Here is a 23,221-nt window from a genome sequence, read left to right on the forward strand (position 1 = left end):
TTATAAAAACCTACTTTACTGAGAGGTTTTCTCCCTTCAGACCGTTAAATGCTCCCTCTATCCTGGCATCCGGATGGGCAATCAGCCATTTATTTCTGGCAAAGAGCATATTATCTTCCTCCGTATAGGGTCCTTCCTTTTCAATCTCAGTATTCGTCCCTCTGGGAAGTACCACTACACACTTAAACCCGCTTTCCGCCACATTGCAGGGGGCATAGTGAAGTGTTGTCCCGTAGACCTCAATTACCGTTCCTTTAGGAACCATAAACGCTTCCATCCGGGAAGTGTCATATGTACCGTCTTTTTCAATATCCTGCTCACATCCCAGAATCAGAATCATATCCGTAACTGCGATATTAATTTCTGAGTCTCTGTGGTATTCTGCAGCATTCAGCAGATAATTGCTGCCATTGCAGTATCCCACCTGAATGGGCATTCCCCCGTACAGGCTATATGCAATTTTCCCGGCACTGGGACATTCCTCCAATGAAGCCTCCGACGCCACATAAACCACATCTTCAGGAAGAGGTGTGGCTTCCATGGCCTCTGCCATGTCACTGCAGTCGATCCCTGTAATTATCTTTCCATACCTGCAGAACTCCGGATCCGTTACCTTTAATATGTTCATGAAAATTACCTCCCTTAACACTTTGTTCACCCGTTGAACTATATGCACATAGTACCATTTTCAACCAAAAAAATCAATCCCTTCTTGCAAAAGTATGCAAATTTTTTATACGAGACGAATATCCCCCCTGACGAAGGGGGGTGTACATAAAAAAACAAGCAATAGGAAAGTTTACATTCTTGTATTTTCTTTCCTTTGCTTGTATGCTGCGGCTGTAAATTCCAGCAGTATCTCCTGCTTTGTCTAGAGCCCCCCTGTGATATCTGTTCCAAAATACTGCTGAGACAGTTCTGCCACTTTCCCTTCGCTGAGTAATTCCTCCAGGGCCTTATCTATTCTCAGCATCAGCTGACCATTTTTCCTGCTTACAAAAATCCCCAACTGCCCTTCTGTCTCTTTATTACTAATCTGATCTCTGACCGAAGTAACGTCGGCATACGGTCTGGTCACATAATATTCTTTTTGGTTTTCCTCTGTGATCCGGATGGTTGATATGGCACAGTCATAGACCTTCGCTCCCAGAGACGGCAGAAGATTCTTTTCAGTGGTATCCACTATCTCAGCTTTTACCCCCAGCTTCTCTGCAACTGCATAGATCAAATCTACATCAAAACCCATCGGTTTCATTTCTTCGTCCAGAGATTCCATAGGAGGCACCTTTAACTCCATTCCCACCCTCAATATACCAGACTCTAAAAGTAAATCATTTACCGGCGTTCCATCTGCCTCCAGTTTTTTCTCACATCCAACCATAGTCAGCAAAGTGACAACTGAGATTACTATTGCAACTATTTTCTTCATATCGTACTCCTCTATGCTTTCCATCTAACAGCACGATATCACTCTGTTTCCTTTTTGTCAAATATAATTCAATGCCTATTTCTTAAGATTTCCATCAGATATTCTCTTGCTTTCCGGGATGACTCCAACACAATCTCCTCCCGCAGTAAATACTGTACAGCGGAATTCCATTCTCCCAGGCTATACTCATCCGGAGAGATATCCCCCAGGATCTTCAGCATGTCATCATACTTATTCATTATATGGAGATCCGATATATAGTCGTACCCCAGTTCCTCCGCCAAGCGCTCTAAAAGTTCTTCCCTCTTCATGCTTTTTCCTTCTCTTATCTGGCACATTCTGCAGTCAGCCATAGATTATGTAGCGATTCTTTATTACAACCTAATAATAGTTATGTAGTAAACTAGAAACATACACAAAGAAATTATAAATTTCATGTTACCTCTTTACCATAATATTACTAAAAAATATTTATATTTGAAATAAAATATATTGTTACGCAGATTTTCCCAAGCGCATTGACAATTTATTCCAATTATTATAAGATAAATCTATATAAAATTAACAAATCCCGTTATTAAAATACCACATAACTATTATTATGTGGTATTTATATGTTTCAATTGACCAGTCCTAAACTGTCAATTCTTTTCTGATAAACATTCCCTGAATGCGCCGTATAAATCCGCGTTACCTCCATGCTGCTGTGTCCCAGAATGTCTGCAAGTCCCGCAAGATCTTTAGTTAAACTATAATATACCCTGGCAAACAAATGGCGCAGATTGTGGGGAAAAATTTTCTCTGGAGATACCTCTGCCTTTTTATAAAGGGCTTTCATTTCCGCCCACAGATTACTTCTGTCTTTGGGTTTTCCATTTCTGGTCACAAAAATACACCCTGACAGGATGTTATGTTTTTTCACGTAATAAATCAGCTTTCTCCTTAATTTCTCGGGCAGCAGGATGGTCCTTGACTTTCCCTTATTGTGAACCTCAACGTATCCCTTCCTGACTCTTTCTACTGTAAAATAAGATAATTCACTGATTCGTATTCCCGTGGAACATATCGTTTCAATAATAAGTGCCAGCTGAGCCTTTCCCTTGTCGGCTGCTGCCTTTTTCAGCCTTATGTATTCTTCCTTTGACATTTCTTTATCTTCGTCTGCAAAGTTCTGCTTTTGCACCTTCACCCTTTTTAGCTTCAAAAAACCTCCGCCCAGATATTCCAGGAGCTGATTCAGAGAAACGAGCATAGAATTCACACTGGAAACTGCATAATTCTGCATCAGCCACTCTTTATATCTCAGCAAAAGTGACTTTTCGATCACTTCATTTCCTTTTGCAAACTTCAGGAATGTATGTACATCCGTAAGGTATTTACTGATTGTCGCTGTAGAATATTCTCTTTCATAGAGAAACTCCTGGAAGTCCTGTATATCCTCTTTCTGAATATAGAGTTCCATTTTATCTCTATCCCTCATCTTACTCTCCCATCTGCCGCAATTTCAGGCCAGTCTATCATTTGTATGTTTTTTCCAGTATAGCATTGGGGGGAGGGGGTGTCATCTGGATAAATATGGAAATTATAGTTTTGTGTATGTGAAGTTCGGGGTTATGTAGTCGGCGAGCGCATCGCAGACGGACGGATATAGGAGGGAGCGCCGGGGAGACAGAGCCAGTCCAGGGGCCGGGGTATAGGGACCAGTCAGCTCGAGGCTCCGTTCCCCTAAGCTAAGTCCTACCAGCTGCTAAACTCGTCAGGAAAGCCTTCCCCGTTAATCAGCTGGTGGACTGGATCTTCGGCTCACTCCGCTTAACCTCCCTGACTGGTCCCTATACCCCGGCCCCTGGACTGGCCCTGTCCCCCCGGTGATCCCTCCTATATCCTGGCATAGACTCACTTCACATTCACGGAAAACGGGCGGGGAAGGTCGAAAGTGGTATACTTGTCCTCTTCTTTCGCACTATTGTCCGCTTGATGTTTTGGATAAACTGCCAAAAACCTCCCTCCCGCCCGAACCCGGTCAGCCCGCCGCCGCGGGATTCCTCTCACCGTCCCCCTGCCACCCTATACCTTCCGACTGAAAAAGTCTCAAGCTTAGGAAGTTAAATCCCAATTTTCACTTCCATCTTGCACTTATTTTTCCATAATGTTATGATAAAGAAAGTTCCGAACAAACTACATATAATAAGAAAGGTAGGGTACTGTAACTATGACAACAAACGAAAAAGCCCTTTTACTCCACGAAGAATGGAATGGAAAGTTAGAAACCGTTTCCAAAGCTCCTGTAAAAACAAGGGAAGATCTTTCACTGGCATATACTCCAGGTGTTGCTGAGCCTTGTAAGGTAATTGCAGAAAACCCGGAAGCTGCTTACAAATATACACAGAAGGCCAATACAATTGCTGTAGTTTCCGACGGAAGCGCTGTTCTAGGCCTGGGTAATATCGGACCTCTGGCGGCTATGCCGGTTATGGAAGGAAAGGCTGTTTTATTTAAAGAATTCGGGGGTGTAAACGCTGTTCCTATTTGTCTTGATACCCAGGATACCGAAGAAATTATAAAGGCCGTTGTTAACATCGCACCCTCTTTCGGGGGTATTAATCTTGAGGATATCTCCGCTCCCCGCTGTTTCGAAATAGAATCCCGCTTAAAAGAACTTCTGGATATTCCTGTTTTCCATGATGACCAGCATGGTACTGCCGTAGTAGTCCTGGCAGCTATTATTAACAGTCTCCGCCTTACGGGCAAGAAAAAGGAAGACTGTGCAGTTGTCATCAATGGTTCCGGTGCTGCCGGTATCGCCATCGGCAAGCTTCTGCTCAATTATGGATTCCGCCATATGTATCTCTGTGACAGCAAAGGTATCGTCAACAAGAAGAATGCCAACAATCCCGCTAAAAAGGAGATGGCGGAGATTACAAACCAGGAAGGAAAATCCGGCAGCCTGGCCGATGCGCTGCAAGGGGCTGATATCTTTATCGGAGTCTCCGCTCCCAACAGTGTTACAGAGGAAATGGTTAGATCTATGAATTCAGATCCCTTTATCTTTGCTATGGCAAACCCCGTACCGGAGATTATGCCTGACGTGGCTAAGGCTGCGGGCGCCAGAATTATCGGTACCGGACGCTCTGATTTCCCAAATCAGATCAATAACGTAGTGGCTTTCCCAGGTATCTTCAAAGGTGCTCTGGAAGGACGAGCCAGACAGATCACAGAGGAAATGAAAATGGCGGCTGCTGCCGCTTTGGCAGAATTAATCTCAGAAGAAGACTTAAATGAAGAAAATATTATCCCGGAAGCCTTTGATCCCCGGGTTGCCGATGCTGTTGCAGAGGCAGTAAAGAAGCATATTCACTAAAATGGAATGGAACGGTAAGCCTTATCATTCCTTAGACTATATGCTGAAGGAGCGTTTTGGCACAAAGGTATATAAAGTAGCCCTTAACGGTGGGATGACCTGCCCGAATCGGGACGGGACACTGGGGAACCGGGGCTGTATCTTCTGCAGTGCCGGCGGTTCCGGAGATTTTGCGGCTGATAAGTCTCTCACAATTACGGAACAGATCAAAGAACAAAAAGACAGAATCCGTCAGAAGAGAAAAGCGGAAACATTTATTGCCTATTTCCAGGCCTATACTAACACATATGGAAGCATTTCCCATCTGACCTCTGTTTTTACTGAAGCTCTGGCAGATCCTGAAGTAGCTGCCCTCTCCATCGGCACCCGGCCTGACTGCCTGGGTGATGAGGTGTTGGATCTGCTGGATGCTTTGAACCGCCAAAAGCCCGTATGGGTTGAATTAGGACTGCAGACCATCCATGATAAAACTGCCGCATATATTCGGCGAGGCTACAGACTTTCCTGTTTTGAAGAGGCTGTCAAAGAACTCCGAAAGCGCAGTCTGGAAGTTATCGTTCACACTATTCTGGGTCTGCCCGGAGAAAGCCGGGAGGATATTCTCCAAACCATATCCTATCTGAACCACAGAGATATTCAGGGTATTAAGCTTCAGCTTCTCCATATACTAAAGGGTACTGATTTGGCAGAGGAATACTTAAGCGGAGCGTTTCAGGTCTATACTATGGAGGAATATCTGGATCTCGTAATATCCTGCCTGGAACATTTGTCACCGGATATCGTCATTCACCGGCTCACAGGGGATGGCCCAAGGGATTTGTTAATTGCGCCTCGTTGGAGCAGCGCCAAAAAAACAGTATTAAACACTCTTCATCATGAATGTAAGGTCCGGCAGACCTGGCAGGGAAGGCTGTATACTGGAAAGGAGAATTAGAATTATGGCAGAACCATTGACATTATACAAATTAATCATTTTATACATGTTAGATAAGGTAAATTTCCCTCTGACTAATTCTCAAATATCAGAGTTTATTCTGGATAAGGGATATACGACATACTTTCACATTCAGGAAGCGATCAATCAACTGATTGATTCCGAATTGCTGGAGATGAGCACCGTTAGGAATTCCTCACGGTATCGAATCACACCAAAAGGCGAAGAAACCATTCATTATTTTCAAAATGAAATCTCACCTGAGATTCAGGAAGAGATTATAGAGTTTTTCAATTCCCATGCCTATGAACTGCGCAATGAGGTCTCTACCATTGCCGACTATTACAAAAAAAATGCAGATGAGTATGAGGTACGCTGTCAGGTGATAGAACGGCAGTCCTATCTCATTGATATGACCCTGACGGTGCCGACGAAAGAGGCCGCCACAACCATATGCAGCCGCTGGCAGGAAAAAAGTCAGGAGATTTATGCACATATTATGGGGGAACTACTTTAAAAGTAAAAAAGGGACAGGTCAATCTGATTTTGGGACAGGCCTGATCGAATTTGGGACGTGTTCTTTTTAGAAAGTACACGTCCCCTTTTTCACCCTTTTATTTGATGGAAGCAAAGTATTTTCGTATCTCCTTCTCATAGCCAATGTCTTCCGGCCGGTAGAATCTGCTTCCTTTGATCTCATCCGGAAGGTACTGCTGCTCCACATAGTGATTGGGATAATCATGTGCATAGCGATACCCGATCCCGTGCCCCATATTGGATGCGCCCCCGTAATGTGCGTCCTGGAGATGGGGCGGCACTGTGGTTTTCTTGTTTTTTACAGACTCCATAGCCTCGTTGATGGCCATATAGGAGGCATTGCTTTTCGGGGCACAGGCAATATATGTGACTGCCTGGGAGAGAAGTATGCGGGCCTCTGGCATTCCGATACGTTCTACCCCCAGGGCGGCAGATACTGCCACGTTGAGTGCATTGGGGTCTGCATTTCCAACATCTTCCGCTGCGCATATCATAATCCTTCTCGCTATGAATTTAATGTCTTCCCCGGCATACAGCATCTTCGCCAAATAATATACGGCGGCATCGGGATCGGATCCCCGCATGCTTTTAATAAAGGCTGAGATGGTATCATAGTGGTTGTCTCCTGTCTTATCGTATCTTACGACTCTTTTCTGTATACACTGGGAGGCGGTTTGAAGATCAATGTGGATCTTGCCGTCCCCGGCTCGGTCTGTGGTAAGAATCCCTAATTCTATGGCATTCAGAGCAGCTCTGGCATCGCCCCCGGCAATATCTGCGAGAAATTCCTTCGCATCCTCGTCCAGCACTGCCTGGTAGCTCCCCATACCCTTTTCTTTGTCCGATACGGCACGCTCCAGCAATTTTTCGATATCTTTCTTTTCCAGTGCATGCAGTTCAAATATAATGGATCGGGAGATCAGAGCGCTGTTTACCTCGAAATATGGATTTTCTGTGGTGGCCCCGATCAGTATAATAGTCCCGTCCTCCACAAAGGGGAGAAGGTAATCCTGCTGGCCTTTGTTAAAACGGTGAATCTCATCTATAAACAATATGGTTTTTGTCCCATACATCCCCAATTGGCTCTGAGCTTCTTTAATCACAGCCTCCATATCCTTTTTCCCCGCCACCGTGGCATTCATCTGGGTAAACCGGGAACTGGTCGTATTGGCGATTACTTTAGCAAGTGTGGTTTTTCCGGTCCCGGGAGGGCCGTAAAATATAATGGAGCTGAGCTTATCAGCCTTAATCGCCCGATACAGCAGCTTGTCCTTTCCAATAATATGTTCCTGTCCAACTACTTCCTCCAGAGAAGTAGGACGCATCCTGGAAGCCAACGGGGACTCATTTTCCAGGGTTACCTCTTTCATATAATCAAATAAATCCATTTTTCCTCCGCCTTTCCCTGCTTCTGTCCGCTGAAGCAATTGTATATCCGAATCCTTGCTCAGGAAACCCATCCCAAAGTCTTAAGCGCCCAGATAAATAAAAACATGGTTACCACGCAGGCCGCAGAACTGGCAGCAACAATCTCTCCCGCCAGCTCTCCATTCCCGCCCATAGACTGGGCCATAGGTGCTGAAGCTACCGCAGTGGGGGAACCAAATACTGCCAGTATCCCTACTAATTCCACCTCCCGGTATCCCAACGCCGCTGCCACAGCAACCGCTGCCGCAGGCACCAGTATCAGGCGTCCCAAAAGTACAGCTCCCAGCTTTTTTCTGTGCTTTCTTACGCTTTCAAATGACAACATACCGCCCAGGCAGATCAGCGCCATGGGGGATGCCATACTCCCAATGTTATCCAGGGTGTCAACTGCCAGTGCGGGAAGCCGGATATTCAGCACAGCAAAAAGTATCCCCAGAATCCCTGCCCCCACCAGGGGGTTCTTGAGCACGCCCTTCACCACTGCGCCGGGTTTTGCCCTGCCGCCCCGAAACATTTCAAAAAGAATCACTGCCAGTATATTAAAGAGAGGTACTATCAGTGCCGCCATTGCGGCGATTACGCCGATATCCCCGTCTTTATACAAATTGGCACCGATGCTCACCCCGAACAGCACATAATTGCTCCGGTAGATTCCCTGAATCATAACAGAGGCGTCTTTCTTCTCCCTGACAAATCTGGGCACTGCGGCGCAGAGCAGCAAAAACAGCAGTATCACCATGACAGCCGCATACAAAAAAAGCCCCTTATTCACAGAAGACTTGAAATCTGACTCATAGACATCCACAAACAGCATAATCGGAATAAACACCTGAAAAATCATTCCGTTGAGAGGTTTAAATATGCGGGCGTCCAAAAGTTTCATCTTCCTGATTCCAAACCCCAGCAGCATATACGCAAACAGTGGAAATACCACTGAGAATGACAGTATTAGATTCTGCATCTTACTCCTTTGTCCCTCATCTCTGCTAATCCATTAAAAGTTCATCAACAGTTACAAAACGGTATCCCTTTCCCTGGAGGGCATCTATGATCCGCAGCGCTGCCTTTACACTGGAATCATAATTGTCGTGCATAAGGATGATATCCCCGTCCTCCACATCTTTCAGTACTCTATTAACAATAGCATCTGTGTCCTTTGTTGTCCAGTCCAGGGAATCCACATTCCACAGTACAGGAATCATGGTAACGTTACAGTCCAGATTTTTTTTCCACTCTCCGAAGGGAGGACGGATGAATGCGGTATACATTCCGGTTATCTCAAAAATTTTGTTGCTGGTCTTGGTAACCTGCTCGCAGGCCTTGGCATCTGATAATTTATTCAGCTGCACATGGTCAAAGGTATGATTGCCAATCAAATGCCCCTCTTTATACATCCGTTCCACAATGTCTTCGTTTCCCTCCAGCATCTTTCCTATGAGGAAAAAACTGGCTTTTACATCTCTTTCCTTTAATCCGTCCAGCAGCCTGGGGGTATATATGGGGTCCGGCCCGTCATCGAAGGTCAAAGCCACAACCGGAGCCTCCCCTGGTTCCGCGGGTGCGTCCGCCTGAATCATCTGATCCCCAACTCCCCTCTCCCGCAATAGGTGAACACCCAGCAGCAGCAGAAAAACGGCCGTAAAGAAATAGAGTAAATATCCACATTTTTTCACTATACTTACTCCAAAAGGCCTTTTAGTTCACTATATGTACCGGAGATCATGTACTATGCGCAAAATACATTTGGGACGTTGTCTCTCTTACGAGGCAACGTCCCAAATAAAATTAGGCAATTTTAGTTTTTGCAAGCTCTGCTAATGTAGCAAATCCTTCCGCATCATTGATAGCCATGTCTGCCAGCATCTTTCTGTTCATCTCAATACCGGCTAATTTTAAGCCATACATAAATTTGCTGTAAGATAAACCGTTCATTCTGGCTGCTGCGTTGATACGTGCAATCCATAACTGTCTGAACTGGCGTTTCTTCTGCTTTCTTCCTGCGTAGGAGCTTGCCAGCGCTCTCATCACGGACTGCTTTGCCACTCTGTACTGTTTGGATCTGGCTCCTCTGTAACCTTTTGCCAGCTTTAATGTTCTATTATGTCTTTTCTTAGCGTTTAAACCGCCTTTAATTCTTGCCATTCTTAATTTCCTCCTATACTAACTTAACTTCTCTCTTATAAATAAGGTAAGATTTTCTTCATATTCTTTACATTTGTAGCATCTGTAACAGTAGGTTTTCTCAGATTTCTTTTTCTCTTCTGAGATTTTTTGGTTAAGATATGGCTTTTATAAGCTTTATTTCTAACTAATTTTCCTGTACCTGTTTTTTTGAAACGCTTTGCAGCAGCTCTGCTTGTTTTAATTTTTGGCATTGTATATTCCTCCTTAATACTTGTCTTTTCTATTTTTTAACGTTTTTCAGTTAAAAACATGGTCATGCTTCTGCCTTCTACCTTAGGAGCTTTTTCTATCACAGCAATATCCGAAAGCTTTTCAGCAAATTCATCCAAAATATGCTTGCTGGCATACATATGCGCCATCTCTCTTCCGCGGAACCGAAGAGTAACCTTCACTTTATCGCCCTTGGATATGAATTTTCTGGCAGCATTTGTTTTGGTGTTCAAATCGTTGGAATCAATGTTGGGTGAGAGACGCACTTCTTTTACATCGATGGTCTTCTGCTTTTTCCTGGCTTCTTTTTCTTTTCTTGCCAGTTCATATTTGTATTTCCCATAATCAATAATTTTACAAACCGGTGGCTTTGCGGTAGGAGCAATCTTGACCAGATCCAGCCCAGCCTCCTGCGCTTTGGCCATTGCATCCCTCGTTGATACGATACCTAATTGTTCTCCATCCACACCAATCAGACGTACTTCCCTGTCTCTGATCTGTTCGTTAATCATTAAATCGCTAATAGTAGTGCACCTCCATAATAATTGAATAGTTGAAATGTTAAAACCTGTTACCTCCACCCGTACGCACCATGCTGTATCTGCCATGCATACAAAAAAAGCGAATAGCCGCACTATCCACTTCATACCATTATAATTTTGCAGTCTGAGACCGCAGAATTACAGCTAATATTAACCAGGGTCACGTCAATGTGCCAAGGTGAGAGTGGATACTCTGCTTTGTTTTATCAAATGTCTTACTCAGACCTTTAATACTTTATCATAAACCAAATGGTAAGTCAAGCATTTTAATATTTTCTTTATAAATCCTTGTTTTTTATGTAAAAGAATGTCATAATAGATCGGAATACTTGAACTGGAAAAAGGAGAAACTTATGGACAAAAAAAGAGGAAATTTTTCAAGTAAGATTGGGTTTGTCCTGGCAGCTGCAGGATCTGCAGTGGGACTTGGCAATCTGTGGCGCTTTCCGTATCTGGCAGCCAAATACGGGGGAGGAATCTTTCTGCTCGTTTATCTCATTCTGGCTGTGACCTTCGGTTTTGCACTTATGACCACTGAAATCGCCATCGGGCGCAGAACAGGACTCAGCGCGGTTGGTGCATTCAAAGCCCTGGACAAGCGTTTTAGTTTTATCGGATATCTGGGATGTATCGTCCCTTTTATCATCACCCCTTACTACTGTGTTATCGGGGGCTGGGTGGCAAAATATCTTTTTGAGTTTGCGTCCGGCAGAGTGGCAGAGGCTGCGGGTGATACCTTCTTCACCGGTTATATTTCACAGACAGGCGGCCCTCTTCTTTGGTTTGCCTTATACGTTATTTTAAATGCTGTGGTTGTACTTGCCGGTGTTCAAAAAGGAATTGAAAAGGCCAGTAAAATCCTGATGCCCGTACTTATTGTACTCTCCATTGGCATCACTCTGTTCTGTATCACACGTCCAGGGGCCATGGAGGGGGTAAAATATTATCTGCTGCCCGATTTCAGCCGCTTCTCTATCACCACAGTGCTGGCTGCGATGGGACAGATGTTCTATTCTATGTCATTAGCCATGGGAATTATGATAACATACGGCTCCTACATGAAAAAAGACAACCATCTGGAGAAATCGGTACGGCAGATCGAAATATTTGACACAGGGATCGCTTTTCTTGCGGGACTGATGATAATCCCTTCTGTCTTTGTCTTTTCCGGCGGGGATGAAGCCGCGCTTAACAAAGGAGCCGGGCTTATGTTTATGACACTCCCCAAGGTTTTCAACGATATGACTCTTGGAGGCGTTCTGGGCACTGTTTTCTTTATCCTGGTGCTGTTTGCAGCCCTTACTTCCTCCATCTCTCTGATGGAGACAACGGTTTCAATCTTAAGGGACAAGTTCGGGTGGAAGCGTTCTTCCGCCACCCTGGCAGTTACAGTATTTATACTGGCGCTCGGAAGCTTTGTCTCCCTGGGATACGGGGTATTGGACTCCCTGCGGCCGCTTGGATTCCAACTGCTGGATTTCTTTGATTTTGTGAGCAACAGCATACTGATGCCTGTGGTGGCTCTGCTGACCTGTATCTTTATCGGATATATCATAAAGCCTAAAGTGATTGAGGATGAGGTATCCATTAACGGTGAGTTTAAGGCCAAGAAATTTTACGAGGTGATTATTAAGTACATTGCACCTATCTGCCTGCTTGCCATCCTGATCTTTTCTATTCTGGAAAATCTGGGAATGATCAGCGTATAAAAGACGGGGACAGGAATTCTGTGAATTCCTGTCCCCGATTCTCTTTATTCTTTCTCAAAGCTGCCGCATCTTGTATCATCGCAGTGACAGGCACTTGCCCCGTTAATGGTGATCTTGTCTGCAGAGCATCTCTCATCATCATTATATACGCATTGGCAGGCTTCACAGTCAACGCTGATTGTCTTGCATCCGCATCCTGCAGAGTTTGAGGAAGACTCCCCGGTACGCTCGCAGAAGCTTGAGCAGCAGGTCTCGTCCGGTTGTTTTGCATCCTCTCCGGAAACTAAGATATCTCCTTTGGAACAATATTCATCGCAGTTATATATGCATGATTTAGCAGTACAGCTCAGTAATGGCATATAATTTACCTCCTTATATTAGAATCGGAGATAGTATGTGCCGTTTTACCGAATCTATGCACCCCTGATCTAGTTTTCCGCTTCTATTTTCCTGATTTCCTTTGTTCGGATTTCTTTCGCAATTTCTTCTATAAAAGCATCCAGCGGCTTCTGGCCTTCATCTCCAAGATAACGGCTTCTCACAGATACCACACCTTCCTCTTCTTCCTTTGCTCCAACTACGAGCATATACGGCACCTTTGCCAGTCGGCTCTCCCGTATCTTGTATCCGATTTTTTCACTCCTGTCGTCTACGCTGCAGCGGATTCCATTCTCTTTCAGCCTAGCCTCTACCTCAGCCGCATACCCATGGTATTTTTCTGATATAGGGAGTACTCTCACCTGCTCCGGGCACAGCCATGTGGGGAATTTGCCCGCATACTTTTCAATCAGCCAGGCCAGTGTTCTCTCATAGCATCCCATACTGGTTCTGTGAATGATAAACGGACGCTTCTTTTCTCCGTTTTCATCAATGTAGTACATATCAAACTGCTCTGCCAGGGCAAAGTCCAGCTGGATGGTAATCATAGTATCTTCTTTTCCATACACATTTTTTGCCTGGATATCCAGCTTCGGACCGTAGAAAGCAGCTTCCCCGTCAGCCTCTGTAAAGTCAAGCTTTAGCTCTGTGAGCAGCTGACGCATCTTACCCTGAGATTCCTCCCAGTATGCAGCGTCCCCGATATACTTTTCTGTGTTAGCGGGATCCCATTTAGACAGGCGGAAGGTCACATCCTTCTCCAGTCCCAGCGTTCTGAGGCAGTAGAGTGCCAGCTCCACACACCCCTTAAATTCGTCGTTGATCTGTTCCGGCGTCATGATCAGATGTCCCTCGGAAATGGTAAACTGACGTACCCGGGTAAGGCCGTGCATTTCCCCGGAGTCTTCATTTCTGAATAAGGTAGAAGTCTCTCCGTACCGCAGCGGCAGATCCCGGTAGCTGTGCTGTGCTGCCTTGTACACATAATACTGGAAAGGACATGTCATAGGGCGCAGTGCAAATACTTCTTTGTCAGTTTCTTCATCTCCCAGTACAAACATTCCCTCTTTATAGTGATCCCAGTGCCCGGAGATTTTATACAAATCACTTTTTGCCATCAGAGGCGTTTTCGTTCTCACATATCCCCGCTTTTCTTCCTCATCTTCTATCCAGCGCTGGAGCGTCCGGATCATAATCTCTCCCTTTGGCATAAGAAGCGGAAGTCCCTGGCCGATTACGTCCACGGTTGTAAAAAGCTCCATCTCTCTTCCCAGTTTGTTGTGATCCCTCTTCTTGGCTTCCTCCATCTGCTCCAGGTATACATTCAGCTCATCCTTTTTGCTGAATGCCGTTCCATAGATTCTGGAGAGCATTTTATTCTTTTCATTGCCTCTCCAGTAAGCACCGGAAGAAGAAGTCAGCTTAAATGCTTTCACCCCCTTTGTATTCATAAGGTGGGGGCCTGCGCAAAGATCCACAAAGTCACCCTGTGAGTAGAAGGAAATCTCCGCTCCTTCAGGCAGATCTTCTATGAGCTCTACTTTATAGGGCTCTCCCTTCTCCTTCATAAAGGCAATCGCTTCCTCTCTGGGAAGGGTGTATTTTTCCAGTCTGGCACCTTTTTTGATTATTTTCTTCATTTCTTTCTCAATGGCATCCAGATCTTCTCTGGTAAAGGACTCATGCTCAAAGTCATAGTAAAAACCAGTATCAATAGAAGGTCCTATGGCCAGTTTTGCTTCCGGATACAGGTTCTTCACAGCTTCAGCAAGGATATGTGATGCTGTATGACGCAGCGCCGCAAGCCCTTTGGGATCATTCGCAGTCAAAATATTTAATTCACAGTCTTTGTCCACTATAGTTCTCAGATCAACGGTCTCCCCATCCACCTCTCCGGCGCAGGCAGCCCTTGCCAGTCCTTCGCTGATGTCCAGCGCAATGTCATACACAGATTTTGCTTCCCTGTATTCTTTCTTTGTTCCGTCTTTCAATGTAATTATCATGATATTCTCCCTTTCTTTTCATCTCACTTACCACCCTGCCGGCTCATCGGAGAACGTTCCGAATATAACAAAAAAAGCCCGCCCCCTGTAATTCTTAACCGGAATTACAAGGGACGAGCCTCTGTTATCAGCTCGCGGTTCCACCCTTTTTGCTGCCTGCCCCGCCGGGAGCATCAGCCACTTCATTGGACGATAACGGAGTCACCGGACCGGATTAGGGCCACTCAGAGGTAGTCTTCAAATGTTTCCCGGCTAAGATACTTCCAGCAGCTGTATCTCTCTCTGGAGCCTTCCGCATTCTACTTGTCTCTTCAGCGTGTTCTCTTATTACTGCTATTTTTCATTATAACCCGGGAAAAAAGTTTGTCAACCACTTTTAGATGTTCCCGGCGGCTTTATCTTTTATCACTGCAAAGGATTCTCTGACCAGATAATTCACCTGCAGAATCATGTCTGAGGAGGCGGGTATTCCATAAATATGCGTATATCCCAGCTTTTTTCCTATGGCTACGCCCCTGTACACATGGAAATCATTGGTTACAACTCCCGCCGAAGCATTTTTATCCGTAAGAAAAGCCTGGCTGAATTTCATATTTTCTACTGTGTCTGTGGATTTGTCTTCTATCCTCAGCCTGTGTTTGGAAATCCCTTTACTGAGCAGATATTGTTCCATTGCCCTGGCCTCTGTAACAGTTTCGCCGGGGCCCTGCCCGCCGGACAGCACTGCTGTAGTACGCGGATTCTCTTTTAAATAGTCTTCAGCGGCGTACAGCCTTTTATACAGAGCCTTACTGGGAATTTCCCCCTTTACCTTCGCCCCCAGCACAATAATATAATCCAGATTCTCCGGCGGCTGCCTGCGCATCCCGGAGAAAATGCAGCCTGCTGCTCCCAGAAACAGAAGCAGGCAAAAAACTACAATTAAACCCGCGCTTATCTTTGCCCAGACCGGAAGCAGAGAGAGCAGGGCAATTCCCCGCCTCTGGCTCCAGCCGCACAGAAGACCCAAAACCAGAAATATCCCGCCCAAAAGCAGCCAGAACCTGGAAAACGTCGCCTGCAGTCCGGCATAGGAGATAATTACCAGATAATATCCCAGAGATATAATGCACAGTGCCCACCAAAAAAACTTCATGATGCTTCCCATCCCTTTCATTACCTGAGAAGGGCGGAGGAAAAGCTTCCCCCGCCCCTTATTCGCCTGCCTATTATTTTCCGCAGCACTTTTTATACTTTTTGCCGCTGCCGCACGGACATGGATCGTTGCGTCCGATCTTCGGTCCTTTTACAACAGTGCCTGATTTCTTCTGCTCCAGATATAATTCCTTTTTCTTATCTTCTGAAAAGATATCATCCCACATGGGCAGATTGTAAAGCCAGTCAGCCTTAGCGTCAACCATGTTTTTATATAACAGTTCTTTGTCAAATCCCAGATTCACAACTGTATCTTCGTCCATCTCCTCGATGGGATTGGGAACCTTTAAGCTGTCGTTGATTCCATCCAGGAATCCAACCATGGTCATAACTTCTATTTCATATTTTTCTGCTAACTCCTTAACGGTACCTTTTACCACCTCTTCAGGATTCACCAGAAGTTTTTCGTAGATGCCCTTTTCAATCATAAAATAATTTGTCCAGAATTTCTGCAGCTGGCTTTTGTCAGCCTCCTGAGAATATGCTACATCTCTCCACTCTTGTAATAATCCCATGTATCTTACCACCTTTTGCTTAATATTCGTATTTAATTCTAACAGATATAGTATATACGATAGGGGGGATTTTTTCAATCCTAATATTTTTCCCCTGCCCGGTTGCTATTTTTAAGGAAAGGATTGTATAATAGCTGTATCAAAAGCTGGGAGGGAGTTTATGAATTATAACTATACAACGGTGGACTGGCTGCTCTTCTTCTATATTTATTGTTTTATCGGCTGGTGCATTGAATCCACTTATGTATCCATACATAAGAAAAAGTTTGTCAACAGAGGGTTTATGAGGGGGCCTTTTCTTCCGCTGTACGGCAGCGGAGCAGTACTTATGCTGTATGTGACCATTCCTGTACGGAACAGTCTGCTTCTTACCTTTGCAGCAGGAGCCGTGGCTGCCAGTATACTGGAATATATCACAGGAGTCTGTATGGAAAGCCTTTTTAAAGTCCGATATTGGGATTACAGCAATAAGCCCCTGAACTTCCAGGGACATATCTGTCTGGGCACTTCCCTGGCGTGGGGCTTTCTCACCATCGTGCTGGTGGATTTTATTCATGAGCCTATTGAGCATTTCGTATTGGCGCTGAATGTAACACTGGCTGCTGTGATAGCGGTTATACTGACTGTTGTCATAGCAGGAGATATGGCTCTGTCCTTTAAGGCCGCCCTGGATCTCAGAGATATTATGGAGCGCATGACTAGAGCTAAAGAAGAGCTTCAGAAGGTACAGACACGTCTGGACGCCATCGCCGCTTTCTCTACCCCGTCCTTTGCCGAACGCGGGAAGGAAACCGCCGGTGAACTCCTTCAGAATATCCGGGAAAAACTGGATGAGCTGACGCAGAGTGAGGGCCTTCGTACTACCTATGAACAATTTCAGGAAGAGATTGAACGCCTGAAAGAGAAATTTATTATTGAGCGGGAACACCAGGGAGTTGTTCGAAACCGCCTGGGATTCTACAAGAAACAGATGCTCAAAGGCCATCCAAGCGCTACCTCCAGAGCCTTCAAGGATGCTCTGGAAGAGCTGAAAACCATTGCGGAAGAAAAAAAATCCGGAAAGAAAAATTAGTTTCCTGTCATTCATTTTTATGAATATTGTCAATATTTATTTTTTGTATATCTTTTTTTCAGTTAGCTTGACATTGTTTTGTTTTAGACATATAATCTATATAAATAGTGAAATTTTGAGATTTTTTGTCACATTTGATGAAAATGTCTGCCAAACTTTTTCACTGGAATGAATTTATTTTTTTGTGCCTTACGTCCTCTGGGACTAAAAAATGAAGAAAAGAGGTAGAATCATGGAAAAGCAAAGCTTAATTATCTGCGGTAAGCTCTTTGACGGAATCAAGGATGAACTGCAGGAAAACATGGAGATTCTTGTAGAGGGTAGAAAAATCAAAGAAGTAGGGAAGAATCTCAGCCGACCCAAAGATGTTGAAATCATTGACTTAAGTCATCTTACAGTAACCCCGGGGATGATCGATGCCCATGTACACGGCAACCTGATGCGCTGGCAGGAAGTAGACAATATCTTATTCCACTCGGAAGGCTACAGTACCCTGGCATTTTTACATACGGCAGAGCGCTGCCTGGAAAGAGGTTTCACCACCATCCGCTGCAACGGCATGGGGCCTCTGGGATATGGAATCGTAGATGCAAAACGCGTGATAGATCGGGGACTTTTCCCTGCTGCCCGTATGAATGTAGGAGCACATATGCTGGGCGGACCGGGCATGCCGGGGGATATGAGTATGTATGCCTATGAAAATCAGCCCCTATCTGACTTTATGCAGATAGATACCATCGGAAGCGGCCCGGACTTTTTCCGCACCCAGGTCCGCAGAGAAGTAAAATACGGCACTGACTTTATCAAGATCTTCCTGTCCGGAAGTTTCCTGAGCCCGGACGGAGGCCCTGAGATCAGTTATCTGGACGACGAAGAATTGGAAACCATCATCCGCACAGCTCATGACCTGGGCAAGCCGGTAACTGCACACGTGTATCCGCCACGGATGATGAAAAAGCTTTTACAGTTCGGAATCGACGGCATGGAACACGGTGCTCTTATGGATGAAGAGACGGCACGTATGTTTGAAGAATCTGATACGTATCTTGTGCCTACCTTCTCACCATTCCAGGATACTCTTGAGGATAACGATGATATGTTCGCAAAAAATACTGCCGACAGCCAGATGAAACTGAAAAAATTTGCTCCAAGGCTGAAGGAAAGCCGCAGGATCATTCGTGAGAGCAAGATTCGTCTGGGATACGGCTCTGATTTCTGCGCCGTACACCAGCCTTATGAAAGCTGGTATGAGTACCGCAGCTGGCTGCGCTCCGGCATGGATCCTTTCCGTACTCTGAAAGCCGCCACCAGCGTAAATGCAGGCATACTCCGTCTGGATCACCTCGTTGGAACCATTGAGCCAGGAAAGCTGGCTGATGTATCCGCATGGCACAGAGATCTGCTGACAGACTGTGACGCTCTCAGTGAATGCGACTTCGTAATGAAAGAGGGAAAGGTATATCCCACTGACAACAAAATTATTGATGAAGAATATGTTTAAGCCTGTGTGACTTCAAGAAAAAAGCCTTATCCGGAAAAATATTACGTTCCGGATAAGGCCTTTTTACTTGACAGCCTTCTGCACTGCTGTTATGATAGAATTATAAATGTAACTAATTTGATTACAGTTCGTTTCATAAGGAGGTGTTTCGTATTTCAAAAAAAGGACTCAGTGTTTTATTAGTTTTACTGTTTGCCCTCTCCATACTTCTCTCTGCCTGCAAAGAGAAAGAGCCGGTGAAAGAGCAGACAGCTTCAGAGGTCACTCAAACGAATGTCAGCACCACACCGGAGGAATTAAAAAGCATGCTGGATGCAAAGCAGGAGATGGTTCTTGTGGATGTACGCTCTTTTAATGACTACGGCATGGGCCATATCCCGGGGGCTATCAATATTCCGTTAAACAGCTTAGAGATGCTGTCTAAGGAACAGCTTCCAGACAAGGATGCCCCCATCTATGTATACTGCAGTACCCAAGACTGCAGCAATGAGGCCGTGGAACTGCTGTCCGGCGCCGGTTATACACAGGTGTACAATGCCGGGAGTTATCAGGATTGGCCTTATGACACTACAGCTCCCATCAGCTGCTGAGGGTTCTAAAATCCTGTATCGGAGATACAGCTATTGCTATATGGTATCTGTGTACATAGAATGCCATACATGCAAAGCCCCTGCAATTATGCGGGTTCGTATAATTGCAGGGGCAATAAGGGGAGGATAAGTATTCTACTTTTTCTTTTGTTAACACCAACAGCTGTGCCTTGTTGCCTTGGCACTGTCTGATGGATTACTTATAGTATGACCTCTATTTTTCAAATTATACAGCGCAGGAGAAATTTTTTTAAATATTTTTATAGGGGAGGATTTAAGAAAAAATAGCCCCGCAGCAAAAATGCTGCGGGGTTACTATAAGGGGGAGGATAAGTATTCTTATTCTTTTCTTCTGTATTCCCCACGAAAAGCGCCGCGCCTTTGCGGCATCCCTCCGTGGATTACTTATAGTATGAACCAAAATAAAAAAAGTATACAGCTTTACAAAAATTTTTCTTCCTGTTTACAAATTCCTGGTAGCAAATTCCGTTGGTCGGCATAAACTATTCTTGTATGTATTATTTCGTACAGAAAGGATGGAGGAAATTGGCGCATCAGAAAGACAAACAAAATATGCCGCCCGTATACAGGGAACTGCAGGAGAGGAAATTTATCTATAAATACGAGCTTGCAGTGGAAGAAATTCAAAATTATTTAGCAGCGGTAACAGATCCGCTTAGCCGTGAATGTGGACGTGATATCGTAGAATTTCAGTGTTCCAGGATTAAAACCGCGGACAGCATTGTGAGGAAGCTAACAAAAAAGGGATATCCTGTTAGTGTCAAAAAAGCTTCTGAAAAGCTGAACGACATCGCCGGGGTAAGAATTGTATGCGATTATACAGATGATATCTATGCCATCCGGAAACGGCTCCTGGAAGAAGAGGATCTGGTTCTGGTGAAGGAGAAAGATTTTATCAAAACCCCTAAAAAAAGCGGATACCGGAGCCTGCATCTTATTTTCGAAGTCCCTGTGATTATAAATAAACTACTGGAACCTGTCAGAGTTGAAGTCCAGCTGCGCACCGTCATTATGGATTTTTGGGCACGTCTGGATCACCAAACCCGTTACAAACATAATTCCCAGAGCATCAAAGAGATATATCATGAACTGAATGAATGTGCCGCAATCGGCGAACAGATGGATAAAAAGATGCTCCAGACACGACGTTTTATAGAAAAAAATTCGGAACACTCATTATGAGCGCCTGACGGTATATCAGGCGCTCATTTTAATAGATTCTCAGCATATCCAGATAATGGTCAATATGCTTTAATTTTTCTTCGTGGACATTCCCCAGCCTTCTGCTCATTCCCACACATAATATTTCAATAATAAAATATCCCGCAACAAAGGAATTAAAATAATCATTGCTGTCTATATCTACTGTAAAAATGACTTCAGCATAGGAAGCCAAAGGTGCACTGTGTCTGTCTGTCACAAGGATAATCCGCGCCCCTGCATCCTTGGCCATCTCCATGGCCACACGGTCTAATTCTGAATATCGGGGAAAACTAAAGGCAATAAGACAGTCCTCTTTTTTTATATCACTCAGGTTATCAATCACACTTGCAGCCGATGTGTTAGTTATTATTACCCCGGGTATAATTCTCTTAAGCAGTACATAGCAGTCTGCGGCCAGCCCCATATTAGCCCTGGTGCCAAGAATATATTTGTTCTGGCTGCCCAGTATTAAATCAATGGCTTTTTCATACGTCTCCCACTTATTATTTACCAGCGCGCTGGTAAGATTATTCTGTACTATCGCAGCATAGTTACTGATATAATTCTTATCCTCCTGCTGTCTGCTTTTTTTCAGACGCTCTGCAGGAATATCCAGGCTTGCGGAAATTTGGTTTTTTTCCTTTTGATAGCAGGATCGAATTGTTTTCTGAAATTCCATAAAACCAGAATATCCAAGTTTTTTTGCAAACCGTATGACAGAGGCTTCACTGACCCCCAGATGTACTGCTATGTCTGTGGAGGTCATAAAACAGGCGTCTCCCAGATTATCCAGAACAAAATCCCCAATAACCTGCTCTGTCTTTGTCAGATTGGAATTAAATATTAATGCCCTTATACTGTTCACTCTTTTCTCACTTTCCGCTGTAAATGTAACAGCCGTTCCCCTCACTGAGTTTCAAATTGTGAATTATTTCACTTTCTATAGATACTATTTAAACATATTCCTTCTGTTTTTTCAACTTAATTTTCCTTAGGCATTGTAAGTTTGTTATAAAAATATCATTTCTAACTTTTAAATTTTGGTAATTATATATAATTTTTATTCAAAAATTTGGTGCTATAATGCTAATTGTTTTTTTATTCTACTCATGCTATTCTAGATTTATATTAAAGAATATTTTTCATCTTTTTATTATTTTGAAGAATAATATTCCTTATTATCCAAGCGCGCGTGGTACTGTGGTTAGTTTAAAAAATGAAGAATGGAGAATCAGAATGAAAGTAGGATGTGTAAAAGAAATTAAAAATAATGAATACCGTGTGGGAATGACACCAGACAATGTCAAATCCTATGCAGATGCAGGTCATACCGTATATATTGAAAGAGACGCCGGTATTGGTTCCGGCTTCACCACAGAAGAATATGAAAAAGCAGGGGCTGTCATACTGGATACACCGAAAGAAGTGTGGGACACCTGCGAAATGATGATCAAAGTAAAAGAGCCTCTGGAATCCGAGTATTCGTATTTCCGCAAAGATTTAATCCTTTACACCTACCTTCACCTGGCAGCAGACCGTCCTCTTACAGACGCTATGCTGTCCTCTGGTATTAGAGGAGTGGCCTACGAAACTTTGATTGAGAGAAATGGCAGTATTCCGCTTCTTTCCCCTATGAGCCAGATTGCAGGGCGTCTGAGTATCCAGGAAGGGGCAAAATATCTGGAGAAGCCATTTGGCGGATCTGGCGTACTGCTCTCAGGCGTACCGGGAACCCCTAAGGCTAAAGTTGTTATCCTGGGGGCAGGCAGTGTAGGTACCAACGCCTGCAAAATTGCAGTGGGCATGGGCGCCGACGTAACGATTATGGATATTAATCTGGAACGTCTGGCCTACCTGGATGATATCTTTGGAGCCCGCATCCAGACCTTATACAGCACGCCTTCCAACATCCAAAGCCAGCTGGCTCAGGCAGATCTGGTCATCGGCTCTGTACTGATTCCGGGAAAGGCGGCTCCCAAGCTCATTAAAAAAGAATATTTGAAGGACATGAAGCCGGGCAGTCTGATTGTAGACGTAGCTGTGGATCAGGGAGGCTGCTGTGAGACAACAAGAGTAACCTACCATGACGCTCCCACCTTTGAGGTTGACGGTGTAGTTCACTACTGTGTCGGAAACATGCCGGGAGCCGTTCCCAGAACCTCAACCATTGCCCTTACCAATGCCACCTTGAAATACGGTCTCCAGATCGCCGGCAAAGGCCTTGAAAAAGCCTGTCTAGACAATGATGTGATCTTCTCAGGCATTAATACTTATGACGGTTTCAGTACCTGTAAAAATGTCAGTGACAGCTACGGGATGGATTACAAAAACATCAAAGAATTAATCAAATAATTGTATAAATAAAGCATGCATTTTATACATTAAATTATAATTTACAAAATATTTTCCC

Annotated in this window: 24 protein-coding genes; 9 read left to right on the forward strand and 15 right to left on the reverse strand. The window is 44.5% G+C overall.

Going from position 1 to position 23,221, the window contains the following annotated elements; translation table 11 throughout:
- Positions 1 to 10: 10 nt before the first annotated feature.
- From BUA56_RS03190 to BUA56_RS03205, 4 genes are all read right to left on the reverse strand, one after another.
- Positions 11 to 628, reverse strand: coding sequence for a DUF4867 family protein (locus BUA56_RS03190; RefSeq protein WP_072848946.1), 618 nt, complete (start codon positions 626 to 628; stop codon positions 11 to 13).
- Between the two features lie 243 nt (positions 629 to 871).
- Positions 872 to 1,429: a transporter substrate-binding domain-containing protein gene (locus tag BUA56_RS03195; protein WP_072848948.1), complete on the reverse strand. Its 558-nt coding sequence runs from the start codon at positions 1,427 to 1,429 to the stop codon at positions 872 to 874.
- 68 nt (positions 1,430 to 1,497) lie between these two features.
- The gene (locus BUA56_RS03200) at positions 1,498 to 1,740 is read right to left on the reverse strand and encodes a hypothetical protein (RefSeq protein ID WP_072848950.1); all 243 of its coding nucleotides are present in this window, start codon (positions 1,738 to 1,740) and stop codon (positions 1,498 to 1,500) included.
- Between the two features lie 308 nt (positions 1,741 to 2,048).
- Positions 2,049 to 2,909, reverse strand: coding sequence for a tyrosine-type recombinase/integrase (locus tag BUA56_RS03205; protein ID WP_242946715.1), 861 nt, complete (start codon positions 2,907 to 2,909; stop codon positions 2,049 to 2,051).
- A 732-nt stretch (positions 2,910 to 3,641) separates the two neighbouring features.
- Here BUA56_RS03205 and BUA56_RS03210 point away from each other — a divergent pair.
- From BUA56_RS03210 to BUA56_RS03220, 3 genes are read left to right on the forward strand one after another with little or no spacing between them, the layout of a single operon-like run.
- Complete coding sequence (locus BUA56_RS03210) at positions 3,642 to 4,790, forward strand: NAD(P)-dependent malic enzyme (RefSeq protein WP_072848952.1); 1,149 nt, start codon at positions 3,642 to 3,644, stop codon at positions 4,788 to 4,790.
- 1 nt (position 4,791) lies between these two features.
- Entirely contained in the window at positions 4,792 to 5,724 is a 933-nt protein-coding gene (gene mnmL, locus BUA56_RS03215; RefSeq protein ID WP_072848954.1) for a tRNA modification radical SAM protein MnmL/YtqA, read from the forward strand.
- 4 nt (positions 5,725 to 5,728) lie between these two features.
- Positions 5,729 to 6,241 (forward strand): DUF4364 family protein, encoded by a 513-nt coding sequence (locus BUA56_RS03220; RefSeq protein WP_072848955.1) that lies wholly within the window; start codon positions 5,729 to 5,731, stop codon positions 6,239 to 6,241.
- A 97-nt stretch (positions 6,242 to 6,338) separates the two neighbouring features.
- Here the strand turns inward: BUA56_RS03220 and BUA56_RS03225 are convergent, their stop codons facing one another.
- The 6 genes from BUA56_RS03225 to infC form a co-directional block, all read right to left on the reverse strand.
- Entirely contained in the window at positions 6,339 to 7,649 is a 1,311-nt protein-coding gene (locus BUA56_RS03225; protein ID WP_072849337.1) for a replication-associated recombination protein A, read from the reverse strand.
- Positions 7,650 to 7,708: 59 nt separating this feature from the next.
- Positions 7,709 to 8,650: an AEC family transporter gene (locus BUA56_RS03230; RefSeq protein WP_072848957.1), complete on the reverse strand. Its 942-nt coding sequence runs from the start codon at positions 8,648 to 8,650 to the stop codon at positions 7,709 to 7,711.
- Between the two features lie 25 nt (positions 8,651 to 8,675).
- Entirely contained in the window at positions 8,676 to 9,362 is a 687-nt protein-coding gene (locus BUA56_RS03235; RefSeq protein ID WP_242946716.1) for a polysaccharide deacetylase family protein, read from the reverse strand.
- 112 nt (positions 9,363 to 9,474) lie between these two features.
- A complete protein-coding gene (gene rplT, locus BUA56_RS03240; RefSeq protein ID WP_072848959.1) occupies positions 9,475 to 9,831 on the reverse strand; it encodes a 50S ribosomal protein L20 in 357 nt (118 codons plus the stop codon).
- Positions 9,832 to 9,866: 35 nt separating this feature from the next.
- Positions 9,867 to 10,064: a 50S ribosomal protein L35 gene (gene rpmI / locus BUA56_RS03245; RefSeq protein WP_072848961.1), complete on the reverse strand. Its 198-nt coding sequence runs from the start codon at positions 10,062 to 10,064 to the stop codon at positions 9,867 to 9,869.
- Between the two features lie 36 nt (positions 10,065 to 10,100).
- Complete coding sequence (infC, locus tag BUA56_RS03250; RefSeq protein WP_072848962.1) at positions 10,101 to 10,595, reverse strand: translation initiation factor IF-3; 495 nt, start codon at positions 10,593 to 10,595, stop codon at positions 10,101 to 10,103.
- Between the two features lie 383 nt (positions 10,596 to 10,978).
- Between infC and BUA56_RS03255 the strand changes: the two genes are divergently transcribed.
- Positions 10,979 to 12,334 (forward strand): sodium-dependent transporter, encoded by a 1,356-nt coding sequence (locus BUA56_RS03255; RefSeq protein ID WP_072848964.1) that lies wholly within the window; start codon positions 10,979 to 10,981, stop codon positions 12,332 to 12,334.
- Between the two features lie 44 nt (positions 12,335 to 12,378).
- On the opposite strand, the gene BUA56_RS03260 is transcribed toward BUA56_RS03255, so the two are convergent.
- The 4 genes from BUA56_RS03260 to BUA56_RS03275 form a co-directional block, all read right to left on the reverse strand.
- Entirely contained in the window at positions 12,379 to 12,693 is a 315-nt protein-coding gene (locus BUA56_RS03260; RefSeq protein WP_072848966.1) for a DUF1540 domain-containing protein, read from the reverse strand.
- Between the two features lie 69 nt (positions 12,694 to 12,762).
- Positions 12,763 to 14,715 (reverse strand): threonine--tRNA ligase, encoded by a 1,953-nt coding sequence (gene thrS, locus BUA56_RS03265; protein WP_072848967.1) that lies wholly within the window; start codon positions 14,713 to 14,715, stop codon positions 12,763 to 12,765.
- Positions 14,716 to 15,091: 376 nt separating this feature from the next.
- Positions 15,092 to 15,850: a YdcF family protein gene (locus BUA56_RS03270; RefSeq protein ID WP_072849341.1), complete on the reverse strand. Its 759-nt coding sequence runs from the start codon at positions 15,848 to 15,850 to the stop codon at positions 15,092 to 15,094.
- Positions 15,851 to 15,923: 73 nt separating this feature from the next.
- Positions 15,924 to 16,424, reverse strand: a complete 501-nt coding sequence (locus BUA56_RS03275) for an SEC-C metal-binding domain-containing protein (RefSeq protein ID WP_072848969.1) — start codon at positions 16,422 to 16,424, stop codon at positions 15,924 to 15,926.
- Between the two features lie 160 nt (positions 16,425 to 16,584).
- On the opposite strand from BUA56_RS03275, the gene BUA56_RS03280 reads away from it, so the two are divergent.
- The 4 genes from BUA56_RS03280 to BUA56_RS03295 all read left to right on the forward strand — a co-directional run bounded on the left by BUA56_RS03280 (position 16,585) and on the right by BUA56_RS03295 (position 20,790).
- Entirely contained in the window at positions 16,585 to 17,496 is a 912-nt protein-coding gene (locus BUA56_RS03280) for a putative ABC transporter permease (protein WP_072848971.1), read from the forward strand.
- A 232-nt stretch (positions 17,497 to 17,728) separates the two neighbouring features.
- Positions 17,729 to 18,997 carry an amidohydrolase family protein gene (locus tag BUA56_RS03285; RefSeq protein WP_072848972.1) on the forward strand — a complete coding sequence of 423 codons (1,269 nt, stop codon included), beginning with the start codon at positions 17,729 to 17,731 and terminating at the stop codon, positions 18,995 to 18,997.
- 236 nt (positions 18,998 to 19,233) lie between these two features.
- Positions 19,234 to 19,587 carry a rhodanese-like domain-containing protein gene (locus tag BUA56_RS03290; RefSeq protein WP_084067609.1) on the forward strand — a complete coding sequence of 118 codons (354 nt, stop codon included), beginning with the start codon at positions 19,234 to 19,236 and terminating at the stop codon, positions 19,585 to 19,587.
- Positions 19,588 to 20,133: 546 nt separating this feature from the next.
- Positions 20,134 to 20,790, forward strand: a complete 657-nt coding sequence (locus BUA56_RS03295; protein WP_158640971.1) for a GTP pyrophosphokinase — start codon at positions 20,134 to 20,136, stop codon at positions 20,788 to 20,790.
- A gap of 28 nt (positions 20,791 to 20,818) precedes the next feature.
- On the opposite strand, the gene BUA56_RS03300 is transcribed toward BUA56_RS03295, so the two are convergent.
- Entirely contained in the window at positions 20,819 to 21,676 is an 858-nt protein-coding gene (locus BUA56_RS03300) for a MurR/RpiR family transcriptional regulator (RefSeq protein WP_072849345.1), read from the reverse strand.
- A 371-nt stretch (positions 21,677 to 22,047) separates the two neighbouring features.
- On the opposite strand from BUA56_RS03300, the gene ald reads away from it, so the two are divergent.
- Positions 22,048 to 23,163, forward strand: a complete 1,116-nt coding sequence (gene ald, locus BUA56_RS03305) for an alanine dehydrogenase (RefSeq protein WP_072848974.1) — start codon at positions 22,048 to 22,050, stop codon at positions 23,161 to 23,163.
- Positions 23,164 to 23,221: the final 58 nt, after the last annotated feature.

Origin of the sequence: Lactonifactor longoviformis DSM 17459 (assembly GCF_900129135.1) — a bacterium.
Lineage (GTDB): Bacteria > Bacillota > Clostridia > Lachnospirales > Lachnospiraceae > Lactonifactor > Lactonifactor longoviformis.